Genomic DNA, 15,442 nt, shown 5'->3' on the forward strand with positions numbered 1-15,442 from the left:
GCTCGGCCACGCCGGAAGCGGCGCGGCGCGCAGGTTTCAGGTGTGCAGGGGCCAATCCAGGGCCTGGCGCTGCTGGTGCCACAAGCGCGCGTACAGGCCGTTGAGCTCGAGCAGTTGCTGATGACGCCCGCGCTCGACGATGCGCCCGCGGTCCATGACCAGGATCTGGTCGGCGTCTTGAATGCTGTGCAGGTGGTGGGCGATGACCAGGACCGTGCGCTCACGCACCAAGGTGTCGAGGGCTTGCTGGATCGCGGCCGCCGACGAGGGGTCGACGCTGGAGGTCGCCTCGTCGAGCAGCAGGATCTGGCTGTCCTTGAGCAGCGCCCGGGCGATCGCCAGGCGCTGGCGTTCACCGCCGGACAACCAGCCGCCGCCTTCGCCGATGTCGCTGGCATAGCCCTGGGGCAGGGCACTGATGAACGCGTGGGCCTGGGCCTGGCGCGCGGCGTGGATCACCTCCTGCTCGGTGGCGCCGGGTTTGCCGATGCGCAGGTTGTCGAGCACGCTGCCGGAAAACAGGGTGACGTCCTGGAACACCATCGACACCTGCTCGCACAGGTACTGGCTGCCGATCTCGCGGACGTCCACGCCGCCGATGCGGATCGCGCCGCTGTCGACGTCCCAGAGCCGGGCGATGAGGTGGGCCAGGGTGGTCTTGCCCGCACCGCTGGGGCCGACCAACGCGGTCAGGCTGCCGGCGGGCAAGGTGCAGGACACGCCGTTCAGGGTCGCCTCGCCGCGCTGGCCGTGGCGGAAGTGGACGTCGCGCACCTCGACGTCGTGCCGCGTGGGCCGTTTCGCCGTTTCGGGCTCGCCCAGGGGCGATGTTTCCAGGAGGCGCTCGGTACGGCTCAAGGCCAAGTGGCCGAAGCGCAGCAGCAGGGTGGAAAAGCACAGCTCGGCGGCCACCCGGTACAGCGGCAGCGCCAGCACGCAGAACAGCAGCACGTCATGCAGCGCCAGTTGGCCATGGCCGAGCAGCAGCACGCCGGCCAGCACCATGAGCACGTAGCCGGCCTCGATCACCAGCCCGGCCAACGCCAGCCAGGGTGCAGGCTTGAGCTCGATGTCGACCATCGCCCGGTGCTGGCGGTCGATCGCCTGCTCGAGGTGGCGCAGGGCCGTGCCAAAGCGCCCGAAGCCGCGAATCACCGCGAGGCCCTTGAGGTATTCCTGCAAGGCGACCTGGGCCTGGTTACTGCAGGCGAGCATGCGCTCGCCTTGCACCAGGCTCTTGCGGATCGCCACCGCCACCGCCAGGCCCGCCAGCGGCAGCATCAGCAGCACCGTGGTCGCCAGCAGCGGTTCGACCCAGAACAGCAACGCCAGCAGGCACAGCAGGTGCGCCAACGATTGCGCGCAACTGCCGAGAAAGTGCGACCAGAGGTTTTCCACCAACTCCAGGTCGCTGGTCAGGCGCGCGCTGATTTCGCCGCTGTGGTGTTGGCCGAACCAGCCCAGGGGCAGGCTCTGCAAGTGGTCGATCAGGCGCAGCCGGGCGCTGGCCATCATGGCGTAGGCGCCGGTGAAGATCATCGGCATGCTCGCTGCGCCGGCGGCGATGCGCGCCAATAGGCACACGAGCATGGCCAGGGCCAGCCACAGCACCTGGCCAAGGCCCGATGTGCCGTCCAGCAGCCCGCGCAGCAGCAGATAGAGTGGCAGCGCGAACGCGGCGGCGAGCGCGCCTTCCAGCGCAGCCAGGCGCAGCCCCTGGGTCAGGCGCGGGTCGCGGTTGCCCGCCAGGCGCTCACCGGCATGGATCAGTGGCGCGATCATGCCGGCACACCGCGCTGGGCCAGGTGCCAGTGGCGGGTCTGGGTATGGTCGTGCCAGAGCGTGCGGTAGAGCGCGCAGTCCTGTAGCAACTGGGCATGGCGCCCGCTGCCGACCACCTTGCCGCTGGCGAGCACGACGATGCGGTCGGCGTCCATCACGGTGTGCAGGCGGTGGGCGATCATCAGCACCGTGCGGCCCTGGCACAGGGTCGACAGCGCTTGCTGGATCAATGCCTCGCTCTCGCTGTCGGCGTAGGCGGTGGCTTCGTCGAGCAACAGCACGGGGGCATCCTTGAGCAAAGCGCGGGCGATCGACAGGCGCTGGCGCTCGCCACCGGACAACTGCGCGCCGTGCTCGCCGATGCGGGTGTCGTAGCCTTGCGGCAGGCGCTGGATGAAGTCGTGGGCGCAGGCGGCTCGGGCGGCGGCTTCGACGGCTTCACGCGTGGCGCCGGGATGGGCCATGAGCAGGTTGTCGAGCACGCTGGCGTCGAACAGGTGCACCTGCTGGAAGACCATGCCGACCCGCGCCAGCAGGGCATCCAGCGGCCAGTCGCGCAGGGCCACGCCGCCAAGGGTGAGCGTGCCGCTGTCGGCGTCGAACAGGCGGCAGGCCAATTGCACCACGGTGCTCTTGCCTGAGCCGCTGGGGCCGACCAGCGCGGTCAGTTGCCCGGCCTTGGCGCAGAAGCTCACGCCGTCCAGGGCCTGGCGTGAGCCGTAGGCATGACGCACCTCGTGCAGACACAGGTCCAGCGCGGCATTGGGGACTGGCGCGTGGGGGTTGTCTGCCAGGGCCGGGGTCGTCAGCACGCGGTTGATGCGGGCCAGCGCGGCATTGCGCTGGACCTGCTCGCCGAGCATGAAGGTCAGGCGCAGCAAGGGGTGCAGCACGGCCGGGGCCAGTAGCAGGAACAGCATCAAGGTGGCGAGTGGCACCTGCCCTTCGAGCCACAACCAGGCCCCCAGGGGCGCGACGACCACCAGGTTCGCGCCCAGCAGGCCGGCGAACACCACCCAGTACAGCGAGCTTTGCCGGGCGAAACCGGCGACCCAGCCAGCCGCGTCGTTGATATCGTGGCGCAGGGTGCCGAAGCGTTGGCTGGTCAAGTTGAAGCTCTTCACCATCGGCATGCAGCGCAGGTATTCGGCGAAGCTGTTGGCGATGCGCTGTTGCAGCGCGTGCCATTGCGCCATGCGGGCGCTGGAGCCCTTGATCATCAGCACCTGGGCCAGCACCGCGAGCGGCAGCGGCACGATGGCGGCCAAGGCCAGGCGCCAGTCCATGGCCACTAGCACGCTCAGCGCCAGGGGCGGGGTGACCGCCGCGCTGATGGCATCCGGCAGCAGGTGCGCATAGAAGCCTTCCAGGGCGTGCACATCATCGTTGAGGGTTCGGCGCAAGGTGCTGCTGTCCTGCTGGCTGACAAACCCCATCGGCACACTGCCCAGGTGCCGCGCAAGGCTCAGCCGCAAGCGGCGCAGCAAGGTGAAGGCAGCCAGGTGCGCGCTGACGTGGCTGGCCCCCAGGGCGACGGCGCGCAGCAGCACCGCAGCCAGGGCGAGCGAGACCCAGAACAGCACATTCGAATCGCCTGGCAAGGCCAGCAGGTGCTCGGCAACCTTGTAGACGCACCACAGTGGCACCAGCGCCAACAGCGACGAAGCCACGGCACAGGCAATGGCGACAGTGAACAGCCCAGGGGCCAGGCCAAGCAGTCTCCAGGGCGTCAGCGGGCGGGTGGCCTTGGCTGCGACTGCTTCAGGTCGTTCGTTCATCCACCGCTCCTGCGTCTGACATGGCCTGCCTGGTCGGCTCGGCTTCGCTTTCGGGGCCGAGCATAAGGGGGCGGCCGCGCGCGGAGGATCACAAAAGGTTTACGGCGAGCATGATCGGGTTAATAATTACCATTCTCATTGATGCCGAAGGTGATACGCGCGATAGAGTCGGTGCAATGGCTGGTAAAGCCCCGACCCTCGCCCTGGCCTGTAGGCAAAAGGGCCACGAATGGAGAGAGATGGATGAATTCTGCCGTGCAACCCCAGCGCCTGGCGCCGAACCTCAGCGGCGTGCCCGAGACCATGCTGATGACGGTGTGGAACCGCGCCGCCTTCGTCCAAGGCGCCGATGCCTTGCTAGACGACCCGCTGTTGCTGGAGCTGGTGCGGCGTATCGACTACGACTTCCAGGGCCGTTTCGGTAAACCCTCGCCAACCCATGCGATCCGCTCACGCTATGCCGACGAGCGCCTGCGCAACTTCCTCGTCGAGCACCCCGGCGCCTCCGTGGTGGCCTTGGGCGAGGGCTTGGAAACCCAGCTTTGGCGCGTCGACGATGGCTTGGTGAACTGGTACTCGGTGGATTTGCCCGAGGCCATCGATACCCGCCGTGACTTGCTGCCGGCGCATCCGCGCAATGCCCTGCTGGCCTGTTCGGCGCTGGACCCAACCTGGGTCGAAGAAGTCGCGGCGCGGCGCAAGGGGCCGGTGTTCGTGACCGCTGCGGGGCTGTTCATGTACTTCCAGCGCGAGGAGGTGCTGACACTGTTGCGCACCTTGGTGCGACGCCTTGGCGAGGGTGAACTGTTCTTCGACTGCATCCCGCCGTGGTATTCGCGCAAGACCCTCAAGGGCCTGGCCATGACCGCCCGGTACCAGACCCCACCCATGCCGTTCGGCATCGCCCTGGGCGAACTGGACAGCTTCGTCGCCCAGGTGCCGGGCCTTGAACTCGTGCAAGCCTTGACCTACGCCGAGCCGTGGCCGCGCTACATGCGCGCGCTGGCCTGGCTGTCGCGGATCAGGCCGTTGCGCCAGCGTGTGGCGCCGGGCCTGGTCCACTGTCGTTTCCACGCCCCTGACTGACGAGACCCCTCATGGCGATCGATAGCAGCCTGCGCCCCAGCGCCCCGACCCTGGAGCAACACAACACCCACATGCCGGCCATCGACTGGACCGACCTGCACGACGGCGTGCGCATCGGCCTGGTCGACGGGTTTCCGGGGCAGGATGTCTGCCGCCAGGTGAACGTCGACCGGCACTTGTCGCTGGCGATGATGATCAAGGGCAGCGGGCACTTTCTCATGGATGGGATGCCCCAGGTGTGCTCCTACGATTCGGGCTTCTGCTATCTGACCTGCGCGGCCGAACCCTTCACGTGCATGGACTTCTTCCCGGCCTATCACGACCTGAAGCTGGTGATCGTGCACTTCAGCCTCGAATGGCTGGCGGTGTTCACACCCTTGATGGAGGGGGTTGGGCAGGGCGAGTGCTGGTTCGTCCACCCACAGCGCCGGGCGGGAGTCCGGCGCCTGCCGATGAGCGGGCAGCAACTGGCGGTCGCCGAGCAATTGATGAGCGATGGCATTCCAGGCAACGCCATGCAGGCATTGAAAGTGCACACCCAGGCCATGGAGTTGCTGTGGGGCATCGCCCAACGCTTGTCGAGTGAAGACGACGCCGTGGCATTGGCGCCCGTCGAGGAGGGCAGCGGCTCGCCACGCATCAACCGCCGGGAGCGCCGCCGCCTGCTGGCCGCGCGGGCGTATATCCAGGAGCACTGCCTGGAGCCGCTGCAGGTCGCCGACATCAGCCAGAAAATCGGCATGGGGCATGGGGCGTTGAAGCGCCAGTTTCATGAGTTGTTCGGCACCAGCGTCTACAGCTACGTGCTCGATTGCCGGCTGGAGCATGCCGTGCGCTTGCTGCGCGAAAGCGACCTGCCGGTGAAGGACGTCGCCTGGCGCTGCGGCTTTGCCCACAGCAGCCACCTGTCACGGCTGTTTCGTCAGCGGCACGGCATGTCGCCGAAGATGTTTCGTGAGACGTGAGCAGGGCCTGCGCGATGAAGCGATTGGGGCCGCGGCGCGGCCCCATTCAACCCTTAGAAAGTGAAGCGTGTGCTCAAGCCCAGCTCACGGCCGCTCCCGGGCTGGCTGAATTGCGCGCCCTGCGAGACGTAGGAGTAGGTGCGGTAGTCCTTGTCGCCAAGGTTGTTGCCATACAGCGCCAGCTCGATGTCCGGCGTCGGCAGCCAGGCCAGGCGGGCGTCGATCAGGCTGTAGCCGCCCTGGGACACTTGGTTGTCGACATCGAAGTAGTGCTTGCCGGTGTAGCTCAGCCCCACGCTTGGGCGTATTTCACCCAGCAGGCCGTCGAAGAAGAAGCTGTGCTCGGCCCCTACGCGCAAGGTGCGTTGCGGGGTGTAGGTCAGGTGGTTGCCCTGGCGCTCGGAGTCGAGCATGCGGTTGCGGTTGACGGTGCCGGCCAGGTGCACCTGCGTAGCGTCCCCGATTCGCCAGTCCAGCGACGCTTCGGCGCCCTCGCTGCGTGCCTTGCCGATGTTGTCCAGCGACTGGGTGCCGGTGCCGGCCGCGCCGATGAACTGCTGCACGTCGTCGATATCGATGCGGTACAGCGCGGCGTTGAGCCAGAGGCGTTTGTCCAGCAGGCTCGATTTCACACCCACTTCGGTGCTGAGCGACTTCTCCGGCGCGTAGGCCACGGCACCCGGCACGATTGCGCCGATGCGGTTGTAGCCACCGGCCTTGAAGCCCTTGGTGACCGAAGCGTACAGGCGGGTATCGTCCGTGGCCTGGAAGCCCAGGGCGATCTTCGGCGTGGTGCTGGTGAAGGTGTCGTGGTCGTCGAAGACGAACCCTGGAGTGAATGCCGCGTCTTCCTGCACGTAGCGGGTCTCGGCCTTTTCCTGGCTCTGACGCAGGCCCAGGGTCAGGTCCCAGCGCGGCGCAAGGTGCCAGGTGAACTCACCGAAGGCCGCTTTCTCGGTGCTCTCGATACGGCTGTCGGCCGCGCCGAACACGCCGGCCAGCGGCGCGCTGGCGACCGGGGCGCGCTGCGAGTGGCTGCGGCTGCGCTGCCAGTAGAGGCCGGCGATCATGTCCCAGGCGCGGTCCGCGCCCTGGGTCGCCAGGTGCAACTCCTGGCTGACGGTGCGCTGCGTCTCCGGCCAGAGGAAGCCCAGGTCGCCGAACAGGCGCTCATGACGGTAGTTCTGCAGGGCGGTGATGGAGGTCAGCTTGAGCGAGTCGTTCAGGCTCCAGTCGACGGTCGCGCTGCTGGTTTCGACGCGGCGCACGTAGACCGACTCCATGAAGGGCACGCTCGCGCGGCGTTTTTCGTAGGTGGCGTCGGCCAGGTACTGCTCGTTGTAGGAGGTCAGCCGGTCGCGTGCGTAGGCCAGCTTGAGGCTCAGGTCCTGGTTGGGGGTGAAGGTCAGGGCCAGGTTGCCGCCACCGTTGTCGCTGTCGCCATGGTGCTGGCTGCGGGTCAGTTGGCCATCGGTGTCGTCGTGGTAGGCGCTGGCCTGCAGGTACAGATGGTCTTCGATCAGCGGTGTCGCGCCAGTGGCTGCGACCTGCTGGTGCAGGTTGCTGAAGCGGCTTTGCAAGGTGGCGGTGGGCTGGTTGTCCGGGCGCTTGGTGATGATGTTCAGCGCCCCGGCCTGGGCGTTGCGGCCGTACAGCGTGCCTTGCGGGCCCTTGAGCAGTTCGATGTGCTCGATGTTGAGCAATTGCTGGTTGAAGGTGCCCAGGTACTGCGGCACCCCATCGACGTAGATGCCGACCGGCGCGTTGTACGGGTCGGAGGACGAGACGCCGCGCAAGCTCAAGCTGGGAAACACGCCCGCGCCGGTATTGCGCACCAGCAGTTCGGGGAACACTCGCTCCAGCTCCCCGGTATAGGTGACGTTGGCGCGGTCCAGGTCGGCGGCGCTGGCCACCGACAGGGCCAGGTCGGTCTGGTCCTGGGCCTGGACGCGCTTGGTCGCGGTGACCTCCATCGAGGGCAGGGTCACGGGCTCGGCGGCCAGGGCGTGACAGGGCAGGGCGAGGGCGATGGACAGGCTGAGCAAAGAGCGTTGCATGGGGCAAGGGCCTATGTCGGAGGGTATGGGCCCTATCTTCGGGAGATGGCCAATTAAGCGCGCGTGCGATCGGCACGGGAAGCGCGCGATCAGTACTTTTGTTGATAAGATTTATCATTCGCATTCGATTCATGACAGAGACGGTTGCCATGGCGCTCAATCACTACCACTCGCAGCTGGACCTGCCCACGGTGCTGACCGAAGGGCAGGGTGATGAACTGGACATCCGCCTGATCGACTGGCAGGTCGATCAGGACAGCCACCTCGACGCCTCGTGCGAAGCGTCGCTGACCGTGTCCTACCACCACTCATGCGCCGGCTGGCGCCGCTTTGCCGATACCCCGGCGCTGAGCTGGCGTGAAGACCATTGCAGCCTGTTCCATTCGACGCGGGCGGTCGAAGGGGTCGGGTTCGTGCCGGCAGGCACCTGCTGGCGTGGCGTGAACATCAGTTTCGCCGCCGAGCGCTTGGGCATGCTGGAATTGGCTACCCAGTTGTTCGACCTGTCGGGAGGATGGGAAAAGAGCGCCTCCTCAGACCAGGCGGCACGTGTGGCGCAATTTCCCGCGCCGCAGGTGGTACGGCGGATCGGCCAGGAAATGCTGGGATGTCGCTTGCAGGGCGTGGCCCGCGACCTCTTGCTGCGCGGCAAGGCCTATGAACTGCTGGGCCAGCTCACTGCGCATATCCAGAAGCTTGCGCTGTACAGCGGCGCCTCGCTGGGCGGCCGCGACCTGGTGCGCCTGGAGCGGGCGCGCCAACTGCTCGAAACGCGCCCGGAGCACGATTGGACCATCGAATCACTGGCCCAGTGCGTGGAACTCAACACGCGCAAGCTCAAGGAAGGTTTCCGCCAGTTGCATGACAGCGGCGTGTACGGCTACTTGCAGCGTGTGCGCATCGAGCGCGCCGCGGGCCTGCTGGGCGGGCGCTGCTCGGTCAACGAGGTGGCAGCCGCGGTCGGCTATGCCAGTGCCAGCCACTTCGCCAAGGTGTTTCGGCGTTACCACGGGGTCAACCCGCAGCAGTACCACGCGCAGCTCACGGAGCAGAGCGAGGCGGCGCCGAGGGCGCTCAGCGGATGAGCAGGCGCATGGCGCAGCGGTCGTTCAAGCCTTGCGCCTGCTCCTGACGCAGCAGTTCCGATAGCCGTGTATCCCTTTCGCTGACGTTCTCGAACCCGTAGCGTTCGTAAAAGGGCGCATTCCACGGCACCTGCGCGAAGGTGGTGAGGGTCAGTTGGCGAAGGCCGCGCTGGCGTGCGCAACGCAGCGCTTCGTCCAGCAGCGCGCGGCCGATGCCCTGGCCCTGGGCGCCCTGGCGCACCGACAGTTCGTGGATGTGCAGCGCGCTGCCGGCCGGCGCGGCGCAGAGAAACCCCAGGGGCCGCTCGTCATCGTCGACGGCGACCCAACTGCCAGCGTGATCGAGAAATGCCAGGTGCGCGGTTTCGTCGAGCACCTCGCCGTCGGCCAGCCAGGCCAGTTCCGGGCGCTGCAGGAACGCCTGGGCGGCGGAGCGCTCCACGGCGGGTAGCAAGGGGATGTCGATGGACAGGGTAGGGCGGATGCGCATTCGGGATCTTCTCGTTACGGGCCTGCTGCAAAGGCCATCGCGTACAGCGATCGGAAACGATGCAGCCCTGTGAGCGGGCTTGCGCCGCGATGGCGTCAGCAAAACCACACCATAACAGCCAGGGTCACGCAACGGGGCTTGCAAGTAAATTGTTATAACGTAACATTTAAAGGACAGCCCCCGCCCAGGAACCACCCCGTGATCCGCAGAAACCCCTCCGGCCATCTCCCCGAAATCGCCGAGTCGGCCTACATCGACAAGACCGCGATCATTTGCGGCAAGGTCGTTATCAAGGACAACGTCTTCGTCGGCCCTTATGCCGTCATCCGTGCCGATGAGGTGGACGCCAGCGGCGACATGCAGCCGATCGTCATCGGCGCCAACTCCAATATCCAGGATGGCGTGGTGATCCACTCCAAGTCCGGCGCCGCAGTGACCATCGGCGAATACACCTCCATCGCCCACCGCTCCATCGTGCATGGCCCCTGCGCCGTGGGCGACCGAGTGTTCATCGGCTTCAACAGCGTGCTGTTCAACTGCCGCGTCGGTGATGGCAGCGTGGTGCGGCACAACTCCGTGGTCGATGGCCGCGACCTGCCCGAGCGCTTCTACGTGCCGCCCACCGAGCACATCGGCCCGCACACCGACCTGGGGCGGTACCCTCCGGTCAGTGTCTCGGCGTCAGAGTTCTCTGAAGACGTGGCGCGCACCAACATCGACCTGGTCCAGGGTTACAAAGCCTTGCAGAACGAGTTCTGAGCATGGCCGAGCTCTTGGTGCGCAACGCACGGTTGGTCAATGAGGGACGGGAGTTCGACGGCGACCTGCTGGTGGTCCACGGGCGTATCGACAAGATCGCCGGCAGCATCGAAGGGGTGCGCGCGCGCCTCGAGATCGATGCCGCCGGGCAGTGGCTGCTGCCGGGGATGATCGACGACCAGGTGCATTTTCGTGAGCCCGGCGCGCCGCACAAGGGCAGCCTGGCCAGCGAGTCGCGGGCGGCGGTGGCCGGCGGCATCACCAGCTTCATGGACATGCCCAACACCAACCCGCCAACCCTGACCCTCGAGGCGCTGGCCGACAAGAAGCGTCGCGCGGCGTCCGCTTCGTGGGCCAACTACGGCTTTCATTTCGGCGTCAGCAACGACAACCTCGACACCATCGCGGCCCTCGACCCACGCGAGGTCGCCGGGGTCAAGGTGTTCATGGGCGCTTCGACCGGCAATATGCTGGTCGACGACCCCCAGGTGCTGGAACGCCTGTTCATCTATTGCCCCACCATCCTGCTGGCCCACTGCGAGCACACCCCGAGCGTCCTCGCCAACGAGGCGCGCTACCGCGAGCGCCATGGTGAATTCATCCCGGCCTCGGCGCACCCGCTGATCCGCGATGCCGATGCCTGCTATCGCTCGTCGTCGCTGGCGGTGGAGATGGCCCGGCGCTTCGGCACGCGCCTGCACGTGCTGCACCTGACCACCGACCGGGAGCTGGCCCTGTTCACCCCAGGCCCGGTGAGCGGCAAGCGCATCACCGCCGAGGCATGCCTGCACCACTTGTCGTTCGATGACCGCGACTACGCCCAGCTCGGCCACCTGATCAAGTGCAACCCGGCGATCAAGTCGCGTGCTGACCGCGATGCCCTGCGCCGGGCGTTGGCCGCCGACCTGATCGATGTGATCGGTACCGACCACGCCCCTCACACCCTGGAGGAAAAATGCCGGGTCTATGGCCGTGCACCGTCTGGCCTGCCACTGGTTCAGCACGCGCTGCCGGCGGCGCTGGAGCTGGTGAGCGAGGGCGTGCTGAGCCTGCCCCAGATGGTGCGCAAGACCAGCCACGCGGTGGCCGAGCTGTTCGCCATTCGCGAGCGGGGCTTTCTGCGCGAAGGCTATTGGGCCGATTTCGCCCTGGTCGAGCGTTTGATCAAACCGCGTGCCGTGGCTGACGAGCCCGTGCTCGCCCATTGTGGCTGGACCCCTTTCCAGCATCGGCATTTCAGCCATGCCGTGCGCAGCACCGTGGTCAGCGGCCAACTGGCCTGGCACCGCGGCCAGGTGCAGGTGCGTTGCCAGGGCCTGCCCTTGATGTTCGACCGTTGACCCCCCTTTGCACGAGTGTTGCCCCATGACCGAAGACGACTTGCTCCATCAGCCTCCCGAGGCCTACATGAACGAGCCGCAGCGCCAGTTCTTCCGCAACCTGCTGCTGAGCCAGCGCCTGGCGTTGCAGGCACGCATCGAGGAAGAGTTTCGCGCCTTGCGTGAGCAGGAGGTGCACAGCGACCCCGCCGACCTGGGCAGCGCCGAGGAGGAACGCCACTGGCAACTCCGTTCGCTGGAGCGGGAAAAGCGCTTGCTGGACAAGATCGACCAGGCGCTGGAGCGCCTGGCCCGTGGCGAATACGGCTGGTGCGAGGAAACCGGTGAGCCGATCGGCCTGCGCCGCTTGCTGCTGCGCCCCATGGCGACCTTGTGCATCGAGGCCAAGGAGCGCCAGGAACTCAGGGAGCGGCACCTGCGCGACGACTGATCAGTCGTGGGCCAACGGTTGGGCCAGCAGCTGCCAGCGCACCGAGCTGACGCCTTTCTCCAGGCTCACCCGGCTGACCAGGCGCTCCAGCAGGTTTGGCGCCTGCGGCGTGCCGAGCAGTTCGGCCAGCACTTCCAGGCGGGCCGGGTCGTGCAGGTCTTCGCTGTGCAGCGATTGCAGGCGCAGGCTCGGGTCGCTCAGGCTGTGCAGCATCAGGCTGCGCACCTGGATCTCGTCCTCTGCGCGGCACACGATGCGCACCTCGAAACGCTGCTCGACCTCGCTGGCCGGCACCACGTCCTGGCGGTCCAGGCGCTGGGAGATCTCGCGCAGCAGGATGTTGGCGCACAGCACCACCAGGCTGCCCAGGGTCGCCTCCAGCAGCAGGCCGAGGCTGCACAGCACGCCGACCGCGGCGGTGCACCAGAGGGTCGCGGCGGTGTTCAGGCCACGCACGTTGAAGCCATCGCGCATGATCACCCCACCGCCCAGGAAGCCGATGCCGGACACCACATACGCGGCGATGCGCGAGGCATCGCTGGGGGCCATGCCGGGCACGGCCTGGGTCATCAGCACGAACAGGCAGGCCCCGGTGCTGACCAGCGCGTTGGTGCGCAGGCCAGTCAGGCGCTGACGCAGTTGACGCTCGGCACCGATCAGCGCACCGAGCAGCAGGGCCACGCTGACGCGCAGCAGAAATACTTTCCAATCCATAGCAAACCTCTTTCCACGGGCCGTGACCCGTACAGGCGCTTTCAGCACGAAAGCGCGGCACTTGAAAACGGGAATGCGCGGCACTTGAAAACGGGAATGCGCAGGACCACGGGCCCGACCGCGTCACGGCAGTGGGGCAGGGGAAAGAGGGAGGGCATCGGCCATAGGGCCAGAGATGAACCACCGTCTACCGGTTTCGGCGAGACAGTGGCAGGGGTGCTGCCGGACTAGCTCGCCGTGTGGGCCTGTCGCAATCGACTGGGGCTACTGTCCAATGCAGGACTCCTGTTGGGGATGCGAAATTGCGTCGCGGACCTTACGCCCAGGTTCTGGCAGGGTCAAGGGCAGCTGCATGACAATTGCTTCACCGCGGCAAATGCCGGGTGGATTCCGTCCCATTCCCACGCAATGTTACCCTTGCGCCTTTCGCCCACTGCGCCGGACCATCACATGCTGTTCAACATCGCCGTCATGCTCGGCACCCTGGTGGCCATGGAAGGTGTCGGCACGCTGGCCCACAAGTACGTCATGCACGGCTGGGGCTGGTGGTTGCATCGCTCGCACCATGAGCCGCAGTTGGGCGTGCTGGAGACCAACGACCTTTATCTGCTGGCACTGGCCTTGGTGGCTGCCGCGCTGGTGGCGCTGGGCAAGGCTGGGCATGCGCCGTTGCAGTGGGTTGGCGCGGGCGTCGCGGGGTATGGGGTGCTGTATGTGCTGGCCCATGACGGCTTGTTCCACCGTCACTGGCCGAACAAGCCACGTCCAGTGCATCGCTACCTGAAACGGCTGTACCGGGCGCATCGGTTGCACCACGCGGTGAAGGGGCGCGAGGGCAGTGTGTCGTTCGGGTTCTTCTATGCACCGCCCTTGCGGGTGCTCAAACGTCAGTTGCGCGAGCGGCGGGGCGGGTAGGCGGTATCCATTGGGCGGGGTGGCGCGCCCCTCGCGGGGCAAGCCGGCTCGTCGCCCCGCGATGAGGCCCGCTATTACCCCACCGTCTCCCGTTCGTTGACCGCCACCTGCCCCCGGCTCACCGCCCAGCCGAACACGGCGGCGGTAAAGAACATGATCAGGCTGTAGATCGCCGCCGGCACCGCCATGGTGGCGTTGTTCAGCAGGCTCGGGCTCAGCGCCAGGGCGATGGCCAAGGTGCCGTTGTGGATGCCGATCTCCATGCCGATGGCGATCGCCTGGCGCTTCGGGATCTTCAGCAGGCGTGGCACCCAGTAGCCCACGCCCAGGCTGAGCAGGTTGAACAGCAGCGCCGCCAGGCCCACCAGCGGCGCGTACTCCACCACCGTCTGCCAGTCCTTGGCCAGCGCCAGGACGATGGTGAACGCCAGGAACAACGCCGCCACCAGCTTCATCGGTTTTTCCATGCGCGCGGCGAACCCCGGCGCGAAACGGCGAATCAGCATGCCCAGGGCCACCGGCAGCAGGACGATGGCGAACACCTGCATGACCTTGGCGAATTGCAACGGAATCGCCTGGTCCGAGGCCATGAACCACGACAGCGACAGGTTCACCAGCAACGGCATGGTGAGGATGGCGATCAAAGAGTTGACCGCAGTGAGCGTGATGTTCAGCGCCACGTCACCATGGGCCAGGTGGCTGAACAGGTTGGCCGTGGTGCCGCCCGGCGAGGCCGCCAGCAGCATCAGGCCCACCGCCAGCGCCGCCTCCAGGCCGAAGCCGTTGGCGATCAGGAAACACACGAACGGCAGCAACAGGATCTGGCAGGCCAACCCCACCAGCACGGGCTTGGGGTACTTCACCACCCGGGCGAAATCGGCCAGGGTCAGCGACAGGCCAAGGCCGAGCATGATGATGCCCAGGGCCAGGGGCAGGATGGCGGTCAGCAGGGGGGAGGCGGTCATCGGCGGTCTCTTGGGCGAAGGATCTCGAGCAGTGTAGGTGGCCCGCCGGGCTTCGCTAATGGCACAACGCCTGCTATTGGTAACTTTTTGTTAAGCGCCAGCGTCGGCGTGCCGCGTTGCGATGGGCTGCCGGGCGCAGTAGCATTTGCGCTTTTGCCAAGGATTAGCCTGTCATGCCGTTCCAGCAAGGTCTGCTTGCCACCCCGGTGCCGGCCCATGCCCGCCACCTGTTCTTTGCCCTTCAGTCGATCGAGGCGCTGCCTGGCGTGCTCGACGCGTTGCTGCCGCAGGTCGATGGCCAGCAGTTGATCCTCGGCGTCGGCGCCCCCCTGGCCAAGGCCCTGGGCCGTGAGGTGCCGGGCCTGCGCGCCTTCCCGCAGCTGGACGCTGTGGTCGAGAACCCCAGCACCCAACACGCCCTGTGGTTGTGGCTGCGCGGCGCAGAGCGTGGCGAGCTGTTCCTGCGCGCACAGGCGCTGGAGGCGCAGCTGGCGCCCGCGTTGCGCCTGGTCGACAGCGTCGACGGCTTCCTGCACCGCGGTGGCCATGACCTGACCGGCTACGAGGATGGCACCGAGAACCCGGTGGACGCCGACGCCGTTGAGGCCGCCATCACCGCTGGCGACGTGCCAGGGCTGGTCGGCTCCAGTTTTGCCGCGTTCCAGCTGTGGAAGCATGACCTGGGTTACTTCAAGGCGCTGCCACAGGCCGAGCAGGACGACATCATCGGTCGTCGCCTGAGCGACAACGAAGAGCTCGAAGACGCGCCTGAGTCGGCCCACGTCAAGCGCACCGCCCAGGAAAGCTTCGACCCCGAGGCGTTCATGGTCCGCCGCTCGGTGGCCTGGGCCGACGAGCGCGGCGCGGGGCTGGCCTTCGTCGCCCTGGGCCATTCCTTCGACGCCTTCGAGGTGCAACTGCGGCGCATGAGCGGGCTGGAAGATGGCGTGACCGACGCCCTGTACCGCTTCAGTCGACCGTTGACCGGTGGTTACTACTGGTGCCCGCCGATGGGCGCGAGCGGCGTGGACGTCAACCTGCTGCTGGGCTGATCGCTAAATATCCAGATACAGAAT

14 protein-coding genes are annotated in these 15,442 nt (G+C 66.8%); 8 read left to right on the top strand and 6 right to left on the bottom strand.

Features of this window, described 5'->3' with window-relative positions; genetic code table 11:
• Positions 1 to 36 precede the first annotated feature (36 nt).
• Together P0Y43_RS15945 and P0Y43_RS15950 are read right to left on the bottom strand one after the other, a co-directional pair.
• Entirely contained in the window at positions 37 to 1,782 is a 1,746-nt protein-coding gene (locus tag P0Y43_RS15945; RefSeq protein ID WP_275638238.1) for an ABC transporter ATP-binding protein, read from the bottom strand.
• Positions 1,779 to 3,560, bottom strand: a complete 1,782-nt coding sequence (locus tag P0Y43_RS15950; RefSeq protein WP_275638239.1) for an ABC transporter ATP-binding protein — start codon at positions 3,558 to 3,560, stop codon at positions 1,779 to 1,781. Before P0Y43_RS15950 ends, P0Y43_RS15945 begins: the two co-directional genes overlap by 4 nt.
• Before the next feature lie 243 nt (positions 3,561 to 3,803).
• On the opposite strand from P0Y43_RS15950, the gene P0Y43_RS15955 reads away from it, so the two are divergent.
• The gene (locus tag P0Y43_RS15955; protein WP_275638240.1) at positions 3,804 to 4,646 is read left to right on the top strand and encodes a class I SAM-dependent methyltransferase; all 843 of its coding nucleotides are present in this window, start codon (positions 3,804 to 3,806) and stop codon (positions 4,644 to 4,646) included.
• 11 nt (positions 4,647 to 4,657) lie between these two features.
• Positions 4,658 to 5,611, top strand: coding sequence for a helix-turn-helix transcriptional regulator (locus tag P0Y43_RS15960; RefSeq protein ID WP_275638241.1), 954 nt, complete (start codon positions 4,658 to 4,660; stop codon positions 5,609 to 5,611).
• 53 nt (positions 5,612 to 5,664) lie between these two features.
• Here the strand turns inward: P0Y43_RS15960 and P0Y43_RS15965 are convergent, their stop codons facing one another.
• Entirely contained in the window at positions 5,665 to 7,668 is a 2,004-nt protein-coding gene (locus P0Y43_RS15965; protein ID WP_275638242.1) for a TonB-dependent receptor, read from the bottom strand.
• Between the two features lie 149 nt (positions 7,669 to 7,817).
• On the opposite strand from P0Y43_RS15965, the gene P0Y43_RS15970 reads away from it, so the two are divergent.
• Positions 7,818 to 8,753, top strand: coding sequence for a helix-turn-helix transcriptional regulator (locus P0Y43_RS15970; protein ID WP_345774565.1), 936 nt, complete (start codon positions 7,818 to 7,820; stop codon positions 8,751 to 8,753).
• On the opposite strand, the gene P0Y43_RS15975 is transcribed toward P0Y43_RS15970, so the two are convergent.
• Positions 8,743 to 9,243, bottom strand: coding sequence for a GNAT family N-acetyltransferase (locus tag P0Y43_RS15975; protein WP_275638243.1), 501 nt, complete (start codon positions 9,241 to 9,243; stop codon positions 8,743 to 8,745). The genes P0Y43_RS15970 and P0Y43_RS15975 overlap by 11 nt on opposite strands.
• A gap of 198 nt (positions 9,244 to 9,441) precedes the next feature.
• On the opposite strand from P0Y43_RS15975, the gene P0Y43_RS15980 reads away from it, so the two are divergent.
• The 3 genes from P0Y43_RS15980 to dksA are packed head-to-tail and all read left to right on the top strand — an operon-like array spanning position 9,442 to position 11,772.
• Positions 9,442 to 10,002 (top strand): carbonate dehydratase, encoded by a 561-nt coding sequence (locus P0Y43_RS15980; RefSeq protein ID WP_275638245.1) that lies wholly within the window; start codon positions 9,442 to 9,444, stop codon positions 10,000 to 10,002.
• A 2-nt stretch (positions 10,003 to 10,004) separates the two neighbouring features.
• On the top strand, positions 10,005 to 11,342 hold the full coding sequence (locus P0Y43_RS15985; protein WP_275638246.1) for a dihydroorotase: 1,338 nt from the start codon (positions 10,005 to 10,007) through the stop codon (positions 11,340 to 11,342).
• A 25-nt stretch (positions 11,343 to 11,367) separates the two neighbouring features.
• Positions 11,368 to 11,772, top strand: a complete 405-nt coding sequence (gene dksA / locus P0Y43_RS15990; RefSeq protein ID WP_275638247.1) for an RNA polymerase-binding protein DksA — start codon at positions 11,368 to 11,370, stop codon at positions 11,770 to 11,772.
• On the opposite strand, the gene P0Y43_RS15995 is transcribed toward dksA, so the two are convergent.
• On the bottom strand, positions 11,773 to 12,486 hold the full coding sequence (locus P0Y43_RS15995) for an MgtC/SapB family protein (protein ID WP_275638248.1): 714 nt from the start codon (positions 12,484 to 12,486) through the stop codon (positions 11,773 to 11,775).
• A 450-nt stretch (positions 12,487 to 12,936) separates the two neighbouring features.
• On the opposite strand from P0Y43_RS15995, the gene P0Y43_RS16000 reads away from it, so the two are divergent.
• Positions 12,937 to 13,401, top strand: coding sequence for a sterol desaturase family protein (locus P0Y43_RS16000; RefSeq protein WP_275638249.1), 465 nt, complete (start codon positions 12,937 to 12,939; stop codon positions 13,399 to 13,401).
• A gap of 74 nt (positions 13,402 to 13,475) precedes the next feature.
• Here P0Y43_RS16000 and P0Y43_RS16005 read toward each other — a convergent pair whose 3' ends face one another.
• Positions 13,476 to 14,366, bottom strand: coding sequence for a bile acid:sodium symporter family protein (locus tag P0Y43_RS16005; protein WP_275638250.1), 891 nt, complete (start codon positions 14,364 to 14,366; stop codon positions 13,476 to 13,478).
• A gap of 173 nt (positions 14,367 to 14,539) precedes the next feature.
• Between P0Y43_RS16005 and P0Y43_RS16010 the strand changes: the two genes are divergently transcribed.
• Positions 14,540 to 15,418: a Dyp-type peroxidase gene (locus P0Y43_RS16010; protein ID WP_275638251.1), complete on the top strand. Its 879-nt coding sequence runs from the start codon at positions 14,540 to 14,542 to the stop codon at positions 15,416 to 15,418.
• The last annotated feature ends 24 nt before the right edge of the window (positions 15,419 to 15,442 follow it).

Origin of the sequence: Pseudomonas entomophila (genome assembly GCF_029193575.1) — a bacterium.
GTDB lineage: Bacteria > Pseudomonadota > Gammaproteobacteria > Pseudomonadales > Pseudomonadaceae > Aquipseudomonas > Aquipseudomonas entomophila_G.

What these genes read in the sequence shown, in the direction of transcription:
- P0Y43_RS15945 (WP_275638238.1), bottom strand. Translation starts at nt 1,782, where the DNA reads ATGATCGCGCCACTGATCCATGCCGGTGAGCGCCTGGCGGGCAACCGC.
- P0Y43_RS15950 (WP_275638239.1), bottom strand. Translation starts at nt 3,560, where the DNA reads ATGAACGAACGACCTGAAGCAGTCGCAGCCAAGGCCACCCGCCCGCTG.
- P0Y43_RS15955 (WP_275638240.1), top strand. Translation starts at nt 3,804, where the DNA reads ATGAATTCTGCCGTGCAACCCCAGCGCCTGGCGCCGAACCTCAGCGGC.
- P0Y43_RS15960 (WP_275638241.1), top strand. Translation starts at nt 4,658, where the DNA reads ATGGCGATCGATAGCAGCCTGCGCCCCAGCGCCCCGACCCTGGAGCAA.
- P0Y43_RS15965 (WP_275638242.1), bottom strand. Translation starts at nt 7,668, where the DNA reads ATGCAACGCTCTTTGCTCAGCCTGTCCATCGCCCTCGCCCTGCCCTGT.
- P0Y43_RS15970 (WP_345774565.1), top strand. Translation starts at nt 7,818, where the DNA reads ATGGCGCTCAATCACTACCACTCGCAGCTGGACCTGCCCACGGTGCTG.
- P0Y43_RS15975 (WP_275638243.1), bottom strand. Translation starts at nt 9,243, where the DNA reads ATGCGCATCCGCCCTACCCTGTCCATCGACATCCCCTTGCTACCCGCC.
- P0Y43_RS15985 (WP_275638246.1), top strand. Translation starts at nt 10,005, where the DNA reads ATGGCCGAGCTCTTGGTGCGCAACGCACGGTTGGTCAATGAGGGACGG.
- dksA (WP_275638247.1), top strand. Translation starts at nt 11,368, where the DNA reads ATGACCGAAGACGACTTGCTCCATCAGCCTCCCGAGGCCTACATGAAC.
- P0Y43_RS15995 (WP_275638248.1), bottom strand. Translation starts at nt 12,486, where the DNA reads ATGGATTGGAAAGTATTTCTGCTGCGCGTCAGCGTGGCCCTGCTGCTC.
- P0Y43_RS16000 (WP_275638249.1), top strand. Translation starts at nt 12,937, where the DNA reads ATGCTGTTCAACATCGCCGTCATGCTCGGCACCCTGGTGGCCATGGAA.
- P0Y43_RS16005 (WP_275638250.1), bottom strand. Translation starts at nt 14,366, where the DNA reads ATGACCGCCTCCCCCCTGCTGACCGCCATCCTGCCCCTGGCCCTGGGC.
- P0Y43_RS16010 (WP_275638251.1), top strand. Translation starts at nt 14,540, where the DNA reads ATGCCGTTCCAGCAAGGTCTGCTTGCCACCCCGGTGCCGGCCCATGCC.